Source organism: Kitasatospora sp. LaBMicrA B282 (genome assembly GCF_050325825.1).
Taxonomy (GTDB): domain Bacteria; phylum Actinomycetota; class Actinomycetes; order Streptomycetales; family Streptomycetaceae; genus Kitasatospora.
The window spans coordinates 16,110-28,957 of the sequence record NZ_JBNQTI010000057.1 but is presented as its reverse complement, the minus strand read 5'-3'; the positions used below and the strand labels follow the sequence as shown (position 1 = coordinate 28,957).

The window sequence follows — 12,848 nt, the reverse complement described above, 5'->3', positions numbered from 1 at the left end:
CGGGGAGCACTACGCGCCCGGCCGCGGTCCCGCGGTGCTCTCGCCGCCCCGGAAGCGCCGGGCCGACTCGTGGATGTGCGCCAGTCTGCGCAGGCTGAGCAGCACCGGTTCGTACAGCACGGTCAGCGCGACAGCCGCCTCGATCTGCCCGTCGGCCGTCGGCTGTTCCTGCACCGTGTCCAGGTCGAAGACGGCGAGGTCGGCGGCGAGGCGGCCGTAGGGCAGCAGGTGCGCGGTGTCGCAGGGGTAGCCGAGGCGGACCAGCGCGGCGACGGAGGCGACCAGGGTGCCGAGGGCCGGAGAGGGCTCGTCCTGCACGCAGGGCCAGCCCAACTGCTTCAGCAACGCGTCGACCGAGCCGCGGGCGGCCTCGGTCGCCTCGTCGTCCTCGGCGGGCCCCGGCGCGCGCGACAGCGCCTGGGTGGCCGCACCGAGCCGCAGGTGGTGGTCGAGCGAGGCGTCCTCCGCGGCGGCGACCACCTCGCGCGCGACGGCCACCGGCACCTTGCCGATCTGGATCAGCGCCCGCACCAGACGCAGCCGGCGCAGGTGCTCCTCGCCGTACGCGGCTTGGGTGGCGGTGACCCGCTCGCCGGGCTGGAGCAGCCCCTCCCGCAGGTAGTACTTGATCGTCGCGGCGGACACCCCGCTGCGCTCGCTCAGTTCGGCCAGTCGCATCCTCTTGCACCCTTCCCTGGATACTGGCACTATCCAAGCACGGGATAGCACAGCTATCCAACAGCCGAGTGCGGGGAGCACACCATGGCTACGACACCTGTCGCGGAGCGGGTCACGACGGCGGCCGAGGGGGACGTGGTCGTCTTCCTCATCGGCATGCGGATCAACCGCTGGCGCTCGGTGCGCCACTGGCTGCCGGTCCTGCTGGCCATGCCGCGGATGCTCAAGGAGCTCGGCCGCGCGCAGGACGACGGGCTGCTGGGCCACCAGGGGTACGCGTCCGGGCCGCGCGCCTTCACGGTCGTCCAGTACTGGGAGTCGCGGGAGAAGCTGCTCGCCTACGCCGCAGCCCCGGACCGGGAGCACCGCCCCGCCTGGGCGGCGTTCAACCGCCGGGTGCGCAGCGGTGCGGGGAGCGTCGGCATCTGGCACGAGACGTTCCTGGTGCCGGCGGGGTCGTACGAGGCGATCTACCACGCCATGCCGCCGACCGGGCTCGGCCGGGCCTACGGGGTGGAACCGGTCGCGCGGCGCGGCGAGCGGGCCGCGGACCGACTCGCCGGGCAGTGAGTGGGGGTGGAGTGAGGGCTGGGTGAGTGGTGCGCCGGGTCAGGCGCCCGCGGTCAGTCTGCGGCCCTCCGCGAGGAAGGCCAGGACGCCGCTGACGTCGCCGAGCTCACGGATCGTCCGGGCGGCGCCGAACGGCGCGTTCCAGAACTCGCCCTGCCGCGCGGTGTGCGGGCCGACGTAGGCGTACGGCTCCGGCTGGAACGCGTCGCCGGGCGAGATGCCGTAGTTGACGTCGTCGGCGGTCACTCCGATGTCGAAGTGCTCGGGCCAGATGACCGGCTCCGCGTCCGGGAAGAGCCCGCGCAGCGCGGCGTCGCCGAGCGCGAAGGCGTGCGCGAGCAGACTGGCGGCGCCCGGGTCCACCTCGATCGCGTCGACGGTGGCGACGCCCGGTCCGTCCCCGTACAGCCCGGCGGGGGCACCGACCTCGAGCCCGAGCGCCGCGCCGAGCTCGGTGCAGGTGGTCGACTCGAGGGAGAGCGCCTGCCCGGGCGCGACCAGCTCCGCGCCGATCACCCGCAACCACGGTTCGGCGCAGGTGGCGAACCCACCCGGGCAGGCCCGCAGCCGGATCGTGCCGGCGGCCCGGTACTGCGGCCCGGCCAGGACCAGTTCGGCCACCGCGTGCAGGGCGCGGCGGGTGCGTACGACCGTCTCGATGTCCATGTGGGCCTTCCTGGTGTCTCAGTCCACGATCAGCAGGCGGGCCCCCGTCGGCGCGCTCGACCGGTGGGCCTCCCGGTCGTCGGCCACCTGGTAGCTGCAGCCCGCACCGGTGGTCACCACCCGGCCGTCGTCCAGGGTCGTGACCAGTTCGCCCTCCAGCACGAAGAGCACGTGGCCCTTGCGGCACCAGTGGTCGGCCAGGTAGCCGACGCTGTAGTCGACCCGGCGCACCCGGATCGAACCGAACTGCCGGGTGCGCCACAGCGCTTCTCCGACCTCCCCCGGGTGCCGCACCGCCGGCACGGCGTCCCAGTCGGTCGAAGCGAAGTCGAACCCCGTCATCTCCATCCGGCCATGCTAGAACCGTTCGGCGGACCTGGGGGCGGTACTCCGATCATCGCCTGACGGCCCGGTCACCGCCGGACGGTCGGGCGGGGGATCCGGCTGATCACCGAGCCGATCAGGGTGCCGATCGAGACTCCGAACATGGCGGAGGCGGCCGTGACCAGCGAGTGGGCGGCGTTGCCCAGCTCGATCTGCGCGGTGTGCAGCAGGCCGAAGGATCCGGGGACCACGATCCAGAACGCGGGGAGGTAGGCCACCCGCCAGGCCGGGCCGCCGGGCAGCCAGTGCGCGACGGTGGCTGCCGCGGCGGCGGTCACCGCGCCGGCCAGGCCGCCGACGGCGGGGCCGTCCGAGGTGCCGACGGTGATCTGCGCGGTGGCGGTCACCGCGACCACGGCGACGATCCAGGGGATCGCCCGCGGCGGCACGTTCACGTTGATCACGATCCCCAGCACGGCGAGCGCCACCCCGAGGGAGATCACCCACCAGCTCGCCTGCGGCACCTGGACGTCGGCGAGGACGGAGGTCGGCATGCCGATCGCGGCGGCGGCCGCCACCACCCCGGTGAGGAAGAGGGCGAGCTGCACCGTTCCGGAGACCAGCCGGGCCGCTCCGGCGTTGGCGGCGCCCGCGGCTATCTCGGACAGCCCGGTGACCATGAGGCTGCCGGGCAGCAGGATCGCCAGGGTCGCCACGATGGTGCGCAGCGGGCCGTCGAGCAGCGAGGCCCGGGCGGCCGCCAGCACCAGCAGAGCCACCAGGAAGCCCGCGGTGACCGGCAACAGCGGTCGCAGCAGCGGCACTCTGCGCGCGAGCATGGTGAGCCCCGCCACGACGAGCGAGCCGAGCCCGGCGGCGACCACGTTCGCCGCCACCGGCTGGAGGTAGAGGCAGATCCCCACGCCGACCGGCAGCACCCCCAGGTCCGAGACCCAGGCGGGCCAGCGGGCGGGCGTCCGGCGGATCCCGTCGAGGGCCTCCAGCGCCCGGCGGCCGTCGAGTTCACCGACGCGCAGCCGGCGCACCACGTCGAGGACCTCGGCCGTCTGCTCGAACCGCAGCGGCGCGCCGACCGGCTCGAACGCCGTCCCCTCGTCCACGTCCAGGGCGATGAACAGCCCGTTGGTGAGGGCGGCGACGCGGATGTCCGGAGCTCCCAGCGCCTGCCCCAGGGCGGACAGTTCCTCCTCGACCTCGGGCACGGGAACGCCGCCGCTGAGCAGCGCCGCGCCCAGTTCGAGCAGCAGGCGGCGCCGCGGATCGGCGGGAGCGGAGGTCCCGGCCGGAGCGACGGCGGCGGGGGTGGCGGTGGAGCTGAAGGGGCCGGGCGGAGCGGCGGCGGAGCAGCCCGAGGAGGGGCCGGCGTGCGGTGGTGCGCTGAGCATGGTGCATATCGTCCCATTGGCGGCGTTCGCGCCGCGGGGCGGTCCCCCTGCTCAGTCGGCCGGTCAGTCGGCGGGCCAGTCGGCCGGTCAGTCCGCCGCGCTCTGCTGCGTGATCATCGTGATCAGCCCGGACCGGCCGTGCGCCGCCAGCTCCTGCCGCTGGCGGTCGGCGCCGTTGCCCTCCCGCAGCATCCGGTGCACCAGCGGGACCACGGCACGCGTGTCGCCCAGTTCGGCCAGCACCGGCCGGAGGTGGTCGAGCATGTCGCCGACCAGGTCGGCGGCCGGGCGGGCGAGGCCGCTCTCCGGGTCGTGCAGGGTGGTGGCCGTGCCGTACCGGGCGGCGTGCCAGCCCGCCCCGTGCAGGCTCTCCGGCGTCCGGTCGGGCAGCGGGCGGCCGGCGGCGTGTTCCCGCAGCTTGGTGACGACCAGGGCCCGGACCAGTCCGGCCAGCATCACGGCCTCGTCGGCCCGCAGCTGCACGTCCATGGCGCGCAGTTCGATGGTCGGGAAGCGGGACGACAGCCGGGCCTGCCAGTACAGCTGCCCGCGGTCGCGGATCAGCCCGGCCGCCAGCAGGTGGTCGATCCGGCGCCGGTAGTCCTCGGCGTCCGCGAAGTGCGGCGGGATCCCGCTGATCGGCCAGCGGCCGAAGACCACCGTGCGCCAGCTGGCGAACCCGGTGTCGGAGCCGTACCAGAGCGGGGAGTTGGCGGACAGGGCGATGAGCACCGGCAGCCAGCCGCGCAGCCGGTTGAGCACGGCCACGCCGGTCTGCGGGTCCGGGATGGCGACGTGCACGTGCATACCGTTGATCAGCGCCTCGTCCGCGAGCCGGGAGACGTCCCGCCTGATCGAGTGGTAGCGCGGCGCGTCCACGATCGCCGGCGGGACGGCCTCCGCGTACGGGGCGGTTCCGCAGGCGGCCAACCGGCAGCCGGTGCTCTCCGCGGCCGCCGCCAGCGCGTGGCGCAGGCGCAGCAGGTGACCGCCGACCTCGGCCAGGTCCCGGCAGACCGGAGTGGCGATCTCCACCTGCGCCTGGAGCAGTTCGTGCTGGAGCTCGGCGTGGTCGACGGCGGGGTGCAGCCCGGCCGCCGCGCGCACCGCGTCGACCCGGGGCAGCGGCAGCCCGCTGTCGGGGTCGAGCAGCAGGTACTCCTCCTCGACCCCGACGGTCGGGCGGTCCTGACCGTCCGGGTCCCGGTGGTCATCGTGCGTGACCTCGGTTCGCATGCCCACTCCTTCGGAGTACCCGCGCGCACGGCGGCCACACCGGGCGCGCACTGCTGGGCTGCGCGCCCGGTGATGCGTGCAGCCCAGCGGGGCGGGCAGCCGGGCGGCCCGCTCAGCCCTCGCCGGCGAGCTGGGCGGCGAAGCGCCGCGCCAGCCCCGTCAGCTCCGCGGCGCGGAACGCCGAGCCGTCCGGCCAGGCGTCCATCACCTGGTGGGCGCGGGCGACGTCGCGGCCCAGCAGCTCGGCGAGGAGCACCATGCGGTTGTCCTGCTGCACGTAGTCCTCGGCGAACCACGCGCCGACCGCGTCCGTCCCGCCCGCGGCCAGCACCTCCCGCAGCCGCTCGACCAGCGGCGCGAGCCAGTGGGCGCGCAGCTCGTACTCGCTGCGGCCCGCGAAGGTCGGGGCGAGGGCGGCCAGCAGCCGGTCCGGGTACTCCTCACCGTCCGCGGCCAGCTGCGGGTAGTCCTTGGCGAACTCGTCCCACTCCACGTCGAGGTCGGTGATCGTCTCGGGCACCACCGGCCAGCGGTCCGAGCGCGGGTCCGACTGCGCGAACACCTGCCGGAGCAGCTCGTACGGCAGCTCGGCCGAGCCGGCGAGCAGCACGGCGTCGTACAGGTCCTTGCCCTGCGGGTAGCTGTCGGAGAGCAGCCAGAGGACCTTCCAGGCCAGCGAGAGCTCGGGGGTGGCGGCGAGCAGCGGCCCGCTGACGCCCGGCAGGCTCTCCGGGCGCGGCTCGGCGGGCAGCGGCTCGGTGAAGACGAAGTCCAGCTGGACGGTGCCGCCCGGCACGCCCGGTGCGCTCCACGGCACCACCAGCCGGCGCCCGGGGACCCGGCCGTACGTCCAGATCCCGTCGGTCGTCGCCTGGTCGGCGTGCACCACGACCCGGTCGGAGAGCCGCTGCGCGCCCGCGGCGATCTCGCCGAGCATGCGCTCGGTGCGCGGGTCCTCGAGCTCCCAGTCGACGGGCCGGACGACGAAGTCCAGGTCGCCGGGCTCCCGGGCGGCGTCGCCGAACCAGGCGCGCAGCAGGATGCTGCCGCGCAGCACCAGGTGCTCGGCCCAGTCGGACTGCGCGACGGCGGACAGCACCGTGTTCAGCGCCTCGCGGCGGGCGGTGCACCAACGCGCGGCCACCTCGGGATCGGTGAAGGCGGGCTCGCTGGGGCGCAGCGCCCGGGTGTAGCCGGCCAGGGCCGGGTCGAAGACCGGCTGCTGGGTGACCGCCTCGTGGTCGATCGGGTGGACGCCCCTGGGCAGGCCGAGGCGCTCGCGGAGCTCCTCGCTCGGGGTCTGCTTGGGGAGCACGACCTCCTCCCACGGGCCGTACTCGAAGCCCTCCCAGTCGGCGGCCGGGGCGTTCTGGTCGCTGGTCATCGCGGTGCTCCCTGTCGGTCGTGCCCGGTGGTGTCCTGCCGTGCGGTGCGGTCGTCGGCGCCGCGGTGTTCGGCGGGGTGGTGTTCGGCGGGGCGGGCCTCGTCGATCCAGCCCGCGTCGAGCGTCTCGTCGGTGTCCAGGGCCACGAACTCCCGCTCCACCGAGGCCGTCCGGCGCCCGTCGGCGGCGAGCTCGGCGAGCAGTGCGTCCAGCCGCCGGCCGGCGGTGGCCAGCCCCACCAGGCGGCAGCGCTGGGTCACGAACCGCTCGCGAAGGCCGTCGGGGCGCACCCGGCGGGCGTTGCGGGACAGGTGGGCGCCGTGGCGGTCGGCCAGCCGGCCCAGGCGCCCGGCGGCTCCGGACTCGAACTCGGCCTCGGACTCGGCTGCGGAGAGCAGGAGTTTGACGTGGTGTTCGAAGTACCGGTGGGGGCCGAGGCGGGCCCCTTCGGCGTCCGACTGCGGCACGCCCTCGGCCCACGGCGTGGCCTCGATCTTCACCCGCAGCACCTCGAACCCCGCTCCCGCCACCCGGTCGGCGGTGCGCCGGGTCGCCGCGGCGACCTCCTCGAAGCTGCCGGACGCGCGCAGCGTGAGCATCGGCTGGGAGACGGCGGCGCCCCGGGCGAGCAGGATGTGGGTGAACTTCAGCTCGTGCTCGGCCGCCCACGCGGCGAGCGCGTCGGCGGCCGCCGCCCCCACGGTCAGGTGCACCTCGAAGTCACCGCTCAGTGCCACCCCCGGATCGGGGGTCGCCGCGGCTGCGGCCGAACGGGCCAGGTCGGGAGGGGTGGCGAACATGCGGACATGGTGCCAGGCGCCACTGACAGGCCGACTCCCGCCCGCCCACAAACGACTGGGTGGGCGTCAGGCCCCTGGATCAGGGCTCCAGGATGCGGTCGAGGCCCAGGGACACTTCGTGTAGGACCAGTCGGCTGCGCAGCTCCCGCACGCCCAGTTCGGCCTTGAGCCGGTCGATCACGGCCTCGAACTCGCGGGCGTCGGTGCAGGCCAGCCGGAGCTGGAAGTCGTAGTCGCCGGTGAGCCGCATCGCACCGATCACCTGCGGCACCCCGGCGAGCTGCGACTCGAAGGCCTTGCGGTCCACCCGCTCGCCCAGCCGGATGTCGCTGACCATCTGCATGCCGCGGCCGAACGCCTCCAGGTTCAGCTCGGCCCGGTAGCCCTGGACGACGCCGGCCGCCTGGAGCCGGCGCACCCGCTCGGCCACCGTGTTGGCCGACAGCCGGACCTGACGGCCCAGCTCCTGGTAGGTCGCCCGGCCGTCGCGCAGCAGCAGGGCGAGGAGCTCTCGATCGATGCGGTCCACGGCACCATGGTACGGATTCGTCGCCAGATCAGCAGAATCAGCGAGGATTCCTCGGCACCGGGGGCTCAGCTGCCGAGAGATCCGAGACAACTTCGGGGCCTTCGGCGCAAGAATCGCAGGCATGGAACTGCTGCTGTTTCGCGCCGCCCTGGCCCCCTCCCTGGTCCTGCTCGCCTCCCTCGTCGCACGCCGCTCGGGGCCGCGCCGGGGCGGGCAACTGCTCGGCGCCCCGACCAGCACGGGACCGTTCCTCGCGCTGACCTGGCTGGGCTCCGGGCCCGGCCGGGCCGCCGCGGCCGCGCACGGCACCGTCACGGGAACCCTGGTGGTGGCCTGCTTCTGCCTGGCCTACGGGCGCCTCGCTGCGACCCGCCGGCCGCTCCGGACGCTGCTGGCGGCCCTGGGCTGCGCGGCCGCCGGGAACGTCTGGCTGACCGCCGCGCTGACGGTGGCCGTGGTCGGCGGCGGGCTGCTGACCTGGCCCGCCACCGCGGCGGGCGCGCTGCCGCCGGGCCGGCCCCGGGCCTGGGAGATACCGGTGCGGATGGCGTTCTCGGCCGTGACCGTGCTGGCGGCGCTGGCCGCCGCCACCGCCCTGGGGTCCTTCGTCGGCGGCGTGCTGTCCGCGCTGCCGGTGCTGCTCTCCGTGATGGGCACCTCGGTGCACCGCACCGCCGGCCCGCGGGCCGCCGCGGACCTGATGCGCGGCGCGCTGACCTCGGCGGCCGGCACGCTCGGCTTCCTGCTGGTGCTCTGCTTCGCGCCGGTACCGCTCGGCCCGGGCATCGCCTTCCTGCTCGCCGGCTCCGCCCTGGTGCTGGGCGACGCGCTGCTGCGGTGCTGCGTCCTGCGCGAGGTGGGCACCGCCCGGACCGCGTGACGGGGGCTTCGCCTATGGGGGCCGCACCCACATCTCGACGGACCACTGTGGCCACGGACCACATGGGCCCGGCCCTCGGCCGTCCCTACCGTGACGGGCATGCCGAGCAGCAGAGAAGCACCACCCGCAGCGACGTTCCTGACCGGCCGCACCGCCCTGGTCACCGGGGCGGCCGGCGCGATCGGCCGGGCCTGCGCGCTGGCGCTGGCCGGGGCGGGCGCGCGGGTCCTGGTCGTGGACCGCGACGCCGAGGGCGCGCAGGCGGTGGCCGAACAGTGCGGCGGCACCGCGCTCGTGGTGGACCTGGCGGACCCGGTGGCGGTCGACGGGCTGCCGGACCGCGCCGACGTCGTGGTCAACAACGCCGGCCTGCAGCACGTCGCACCGGTGCACGACTTCCCGCCGGAGCGCTTCCAGGTGATCCACCGGGTGATGGTGGAGGCGCCGTTCCGGATCATCCGCCGCACGCTGCCGCACATGTACGCGAACGGGTGGGGACGGATCGTCAACATCTCCTCGGTGCACGGCCTGCGGGCCAGCCCGTTCAAGGCCGGCTACGTCAGCGCGAAGCACGCCCTGGAGGGGCTGAGCAAGGTGGTGGCCCTGGAGGGCGCGCCGCACGGGGTGACCAGCAACTGCGTCAGCCCCGGGTACGTGCGGACACCCCTGGTCGAGGACCAGATCGCGGCGCAGGCGCGCGCCCACGGGATCCCCGCCCGGGACGTCGTCGAGCGGATCATGCTCGAACGCTCCGCCATCAAGCGCCTGATCGAGCCGGACGAGGTCGCCCGGGCCGCGCTCTGGCTCTGCTCACCGTCCAGCGAGTACGTCACCGGCACCTCGCTGCCGCTGGACGGCGGCTGGACCGCCCACTGACCCGCGCGCCCCCGCCCGCCCACTCCCCCGAGACGGTGATCCCATGGCCGATGCCCCCAGCGCCGCGCCCGCGCCCGCCAGACCGAGCGGCCTGGCCCGCGTGGTCGGCGCCAGCCTGATCGGTACCACCATCGAGTGGTACGACTACTTCCTCTACGGCTCCGCCGCCGCCCTCGTCTTCGGCAATCTGTTCTTCCCCGAGTCCGACCCGCTGACCGGCACCCTGCTCGCCTTCCTCACCTACGCCATCGGCTTCGCCGCCCGCCCGGTCGGCGCCCTGGTCTTCGGCCACTTCGGCGACCGGGTCGGCCGGAAGAAGCTGCTGGTGGTCAGCCTGTTGATGATGGGTTCGGCGACCGCGCTGATCGGCTGCCTGCCGACCTACGCCTCGATCGGGGTCGCCGCCCCGGTGCTGCTCACCGTGCTGCGCCTGGTCCAGGGCTTCGCACTGGGCGGCGAGTGGGGCGGCGCGGTGCTGTTGGTGTCCGAGCACGGCGAGCCGGCGCGACGCGGGTTCTGGGCGTCCTGGCCGCAGGGCGGCGCACCGCTCGGCAACCTGCTCGCGGTCGGCGCGCTGACCCTGCTGTCCCACGTGCAGACGGACGCCGGGATCCTGGCCTGGGGCTGGCGGATCCCGTTCCTGCTGTCGGCGCTGCTGGTCGGCGTCGGGCTGTGGATCCGGCTGTCGGTGGAGGAGTCCCCGCTCTTCCGGCAGGCGCTGGCGAGCAGCGAGGCGCGCCGGGCCGCGGGCCGGGCGGAGCAGACCCCGCTGGTGGCCGTGCTGCGGCACCACTGGCGGGACGTGCTGGTCGCGATGGGCGCCCGGATGGCGGAGAACATCTCGTACTACGTGATCACCACCTTCGTCCTGGCCTACTGCGTCGACCAGTTGAAGCTGCCCAAGCAGACCGCACTGAACGCGGTGCTGATCGGCTCGGCGATCCAGTTCTGCCTGATCCCGCTGTTCGGCGCGCTCTCCGACCGGGTCGGGCGCAAGCCGGTCTACCTGGCCGGGGCGGTGGGCATCGGCCTCTGGATCGGGCCGTTCTTCGCCCTGGTCGACTCGAGGAGCTTCGCGCTGATCACCCTCGCGGTGACGGTGGCCCTGGTCTGCCACAGCGCCATGTACGCCCCGCAGGCCGCGTTCTTCACCGAGCTGTTCGGCACCCGGATGCGGTACTCCGGTGCCTCCATCGGCGCCCAGTTCGCCTCGGTCGCCGCCGGCGCCCCGGCACCGCTGATCGCGGTGGCGCTGCTGGCCGCGTACGGCGACGCCACACCGATCGCGATCTACGTCGGGTGCGCCGCGGTGCTCACCGTGGTCGCGCTGCTCTGTGCCAAGGAGACCCGCGACCGCGACCTGACGGCCGTCGCCCCCAGCTCCGGCCGGACAACCGGCGCCGCCGGAACGGGACTTGCCGAGGCAGCGGCCGAAGCCGACACCGGCACCGGAGCCGATGCCGATGCCGGCCCCGCCCGGACCGCGACCGGCTCCTGACCCTCCGTCGGCGCAGCGGCCGCCGACCCTCCCGTGCGACGATGGCGGCCACCATGTCCGAGCGAACCGTCACCGCAGCCCACCGCCGCCTGCTGGAACTGCTGGCCGACGGCGCCGCCGGCACCGAGGACTTCGGCCGCCCGGCGGCCCGGGCCCGCGCGGCGGGTGCCCAACCGCCCGAGCTCGCCGAGATCGAGGAGGCGACGTGGCTGGCGCTGCGCGTCCACCGGACGCTGCGCCAGCACCGCCGCCGGGAGCGCGAGCTGACCGCGCTCTTCGACACCGCGAGCGACCTCGCCGCGCTGCGCGACCTGGACGCCGTGCTGCAGTCCATCGTCCGCCGGGCCCGGCTGCTGCTGGGCACCGACACCGCCTACCTGACGATGCCGGACGAGCAGGCCGGCGACACCTACATGCGGGTGACCGACGGCTCGATCTCGCCGCTCTTCCAGTCGCTGCGGCTCGAACTCGGCAGCGGGCTCGGCGGCCTGGTCGCCCAGAGCGCCCGCCCGTACGCCACGCCCGACTACCGGACGGACGCGCGGTTCAACCACACCACCCGGATCGACGCCGGCGTGCTGGACGAGGGCCTGGTCGCCATCCTCGGCGTCCCGCTGCTGCTCGGCTCCAGCCGCACCGAGGGCGGCAAGGTGATCGGCGTGCTGTTCGCCGCCGACCGCGCCCCGCGCACCTTCTCCCCCGAGGAGGTGGCCCTGCTCGGCTCGCTGGCGGCGCACGCCGCGATCGCCATCGACACCGCGCGCGCCCTCGCCGCCAACCAGGCGGCGCTCGCGGAGCTGGCCGGGGCCAACGCGGTGATCCAGGCGCACGCCGCCGCGATCCAACAGGCCGAACAGGCCCACGACCGCCTCACCGACCTGGTGCTGAACGGCGCGGCGACCGCCGACGTGGCCGCCGCCGTCGCCGACCTGCTGGGCCGGCCGATCGCCGTCCACGACGCCACCGGCCACGGCCTCGCCCGGGCCGGCGACTGCCCCGAGCTCGCCCCGGACGCCGTGGTGGCCGCCGCGGCCGACTCCCGCGCCGCGGCCCGCGCCGTGCCGCTGGGGCCCGGCGGGCACTGGGTCTGCGCCGTGCTCGCCGGTCCCGATCCGCTGGGCAGCCTGGTGCTGTTCGACCACCCCGGCCTGGACGCCCCGGACCGGCGGCTGTTCGAGCGGGCGGGCGTGGTGACGGCGCTGCTCCTGCTGCTGCGCCGGACCGTGGCCGAGACCGAGAACCGGGTCCGCGGGGAGTTGCTCACGGAGCTGCTCACCAGCCCCGACCGCAACCCCGCCGGGCTGGTGGAGCGCGGGCGGCGGCTGGGCACCGACCTGGACGCCGCGCACCTGATCCTGGTCGCGCAGTCCCCGGCCGGCAGCCCGACCAAGCTGGCCGCGGCGGGCCTGCAACACCTCTTCGGCCGCGGCGGCATCTGCACCGAGCACGCCGGCACGACCGTCATCCTGCTCCCGCACCAGCCCGGCACCGACCCCTCGGCGGCGGCCCGCGGCACGGCGGAGCGGCTCACCCGCCTCACCGGCACGCCGGTCACGGTCGCCGCCGCCGGACCGGCCGCCGGACCGGCGGCGCTGGCCACCGCCCACGCGCAGGCCCAGCGGTGCCTGCACGCCATGCACGCCCTGGGTCGCACCGGCGAGGGCGGGTGCGCAGCGGACCTGGGGTTCGTCGGCGTGCTCCTCGGGGACGGGCACGACGTGGCGGGGTTCGTGGCGGGCGTGCTGGGGCCGCTGCTGGAGTACGACGCCCGGCGCGGCACCGACCTGGTCGGGACGCTGCGGACCTACTTCGCCTGCGGGCAGAACCTGACCCTGGCCAAGGACGAGCTGCACATCCACGTCAACACCGTCGCCCAGCGGCTGGACCGCATCCAGGCGATCCTGGGCGCCGACTGGAACAGCCCGGAGCGCGGGCTGGAACTCCAACTGGCCCTGCGCCTGGAGCTGCTGACCGGCCGCCGGTGACGCGGGCCAGGTGGGT

General features: G+C 75.1%; 13 protein-coding genes. 5 read left to right on the top strand and 8 right to left on the bottom strand.

Annotation, left to right across the window (positions count from 1 at the left end):
* Positions 1-9 precede the first annotated feature (9 nt).
* Positions 10-678 carry a MerR family transcriptional regulator gene (locus tag ACQRUO_RS17970; protein WP_428316956.1) on the bottom strand — a complete coding sequence of 223 codons (669 nt, stop codon included), beginning with the start codon at positions 676-678 and terminating at the stop codon, positions 10-12.
* An 84-nt stretch (positions 679-762) separates the two neighbouring features.
* On the opposite strand from ACQRUO_RS17970, the gene ACQRUO_RS17965 reads away from it, so the two are divergent.
* Positions 763-1,248, top strand: coding sequence for a DUF4188 domain-containing protein (locus ACQRUO_RS17965; RefSeq protein WP_428316955.1), 486 nt, complete (start codon positions 763-765; stop codon positions 1,246-1,248).
* Positions 1,249-1,287: 39 nt separating this feature from the next.
* Here ACQRUO_RS17965 and ACQRUO_RS17960 read toward each other — a convergent pair whose 3' ends face one another.
* The 7 genes from ACQRUO_RS17960 to ACQRUO_RS17930 form a co-directional block, all read right to left on the bottom strand.
* Positions 1,288-1,914: a hypothetical protein gene (locus tag ACQRUO_RS17960; RefSeq protein WP_428316954.1), complete on the bottom strand. Its 627-nt coding sequence runs from the start codon at positions 1,912-1,914 to the stop codon at positions 1,288-1,290.
* A gap of 18 nt (positions 1,915-1,932) precedes the next feature.
* The gene (locus tag ACQRUO_RS17955) at positions 1,933-2,262 is read right to left on the bottom strand and encodes a DHCW motif cupin fold protein (protein WP_428316953.1); all 330 of its coding nucleotides are present in this window, start codon (positions 2,260-2,262) and stop codon (positions 1,933-1,935) included.
* A 65-nt stretch (positions 2,263-2,327) separates the two neighbouring features.
* Positions 2,328-3,644: a threonine/serine exporter family protein gene (locus tag ACQRUO_RS17950; protein WP_428316952.1), complete on the bottom strand. Its 1,317-nt coding sequence runs from the start codon at positions 3,642-3,644 to the stop codon at positions 2,328-2,330.
* Between the two features lie 87 nt (positions 3,645-3,731).
* A complete protein-coding gene (locus ACQRUO_RS17945) occupies positions 3,732-4,880 on the bottom strand; it encodes a carboxylate-amine ligase (protein WP_428316951.1) in 1,149 nt (382 codons plus the stop codon).
* Between the two features lie 112 nt (positions 4,881-4,992).
* Positions 4,993-6,264: a nucleotidyl transferase AbiEii/AbiGii toxin family protein gene (locus ACQRUO_RS17940; RefSeq protein WP_428316950.1), complete on the bottom strand. Its 1,272-nt coding sequence runs from the start codon at positions 6,262-6,264 to the stop codon at positions 4,993-4,995.
* Complete coding sequence (locus ACQRUO_RS17935) at positions 6,261-7,064, bottom strand: hypothetical protein (RefSeq protein WP_428316949.1); 804 nt, start codon at positions 7,062-7,064, stop codon at positions 6,261-6,263. Before ACQRUO_RS17935 ends, ACQRUO_RS17940 begins: the two co-directional genes overlap by 4 nt.
* A gap of 79 nt (positions 7,065-7,143) precedes the next feature.
* The gene (locus ACQRUO_RS17930; protein WP_428316948.1) at positions 7,144-7,593 is read right to left on the bottom strand and encodes an Lrp/AsnC family transcriptional regulator; all 450 of its coding nucleotides are present in this window, start codon (positions 7,591-7,593) and stop codon (positions 7,144-7,146) included.
* A gap of 121 nt (positions 7,594-7,714) precedes the next feature.
* Here ACQRUO_RS17930 and ACQRUO_RS17925 point away from each other — a divergent pair, with 121 nt between their 5' ends.
* From ACQRUO_RS17925 to ACQRUO_RS17910, 4 genes are all read left to right on the top strand, one after another.
* Positions 7,715-8,473, top strand: coding sequence for a hypothetical protein (locus ACQRUO_RS17925; protein ID WP_428316947.1), 759 nt, complete (start codon positions 7,715-7,717; stop codon positions 8,471-8,473).
* 99 nt (positions 8,474-8,572) lie between these two features.
* Complete coding sequence (locus ACQRUO_RS17920; protein WP_428316946.1) at positions 8,573-9,349, top strand: 3-hydroxybutyrate dehydrogenase; 777 nt, start codon at positions 8,573-8,575, stop codon at positions 9,347-9,349.
* A gap of 43 nt (positions 9,350-9,392) precedes the next feature.
* Entirely contained in the window at positions 9,393-10,847 is a 1,455-nt protein-coding gene (locus ACQRUO_RS17915; RefSeq protein WP_428316945.1) for an MFS transporter, read from the top strand.
* Positions 10,848-10,900: 53 nt separating this feature from the next.
* The gene (locus ACQRUO_RS17910; RefSeq protein WP_428316944.1) at positions 10,901-12,832 is read left to right on the top strand and encodes a helix-turn-helix domain-containing protein; all 1,932 of its coding nucleotides are present in this window, start codon (positions 10,901-10,903) and stop codon (positions 12,830-12,832) included.
* Positions 12,833-12,848 lie beyond the last annotated feature (16 nt).

Coding starts and splice junctions, on each gene's coding strand:
- ACQRUO_RS17955 (WP_428316953.1), bottom strand. CDS start 2,262: ATGGAGATGACGGGGTTCGACTTCGCTTCGACCGACTGGGACGCCGTG.
- ACQRUO_RS17965 (WP_428316955.1), top strand. CDS start 763: ATGGCTACGACACCTGTCGCGGAGCGGGTCACGACGGCGGCCGAGGGG.
- ACQRUO_RS17945 (WP_428316951.1), bottom strand. CDS start 4,880: ATGCGAACCGAGGTCACGCACGATGACCACCGGGACCCGGACGGTCAG.
- ACQRUO_RS17920 (WP_428316946.1), top strand. CDS start 8,573: ATGCCGAGCAGCAGAGAAGCACCACCCGCAGCGACGTTCCTGACCGGC.
- ACQRUO_RS17915 (WP_428316945.1), top strand. CDS start 9,393: ATGGCCGATGCCCCCAGCGCCGCGCCCGCGCCCGCCAGACCGAGCGGC.
- ACQRUO_RS17925 (WP_428316947.1), top strand. CDS start 7,715: ATGGAACTGCTGCTGTTTCGCGCCGCCCTGGCCCCCTCCCTGGTCCTG.
- ACQRUO_RS17910 (WP_428316944.1), top strand. CDS start 10,901: ATGTCCGAGCGAACCGTCACCGCAGCCCACCGCCGCCTGCTGGAACTG.
- ACQRUO_RS17935 (WP_428316949.1), bottom strand. CDS start 7,064: ATGTTCGCCACCCCTCCCGACCTGGCCCGTTCGGCCGCAGCCGCGGCG.
- ACQRUO_RS17960 (WP_428316954.1), bottom strand. CDS start 1,914: ATGGACATCGAGACGGTCGTACGCACCCGCCGCGCCCTGCACGCGGTG.
- ACQRUO_RS17950 (WP_428316952.1), bottom strand. CDS start 3,644: ATGCTCAGCGCACCACCGCACGCCGGCCCCTCCTCGGGCTGCTCCGCC.
- ACQRUO_RS17940 (WP_428316950.1), bottom strand. CDS start 6,264: ATGACCAGCGACCAGAACGCCCCGGCCGCCGACTGGGAGGGCTTCGAG.
- ACQRUO_RS17970 (WP_428316956.1), bottom strand. CDS start 678: ATGCGACTGGCCGAACTGAGCGAGCGCAGCGGGGTGTCCGCCGCGACG.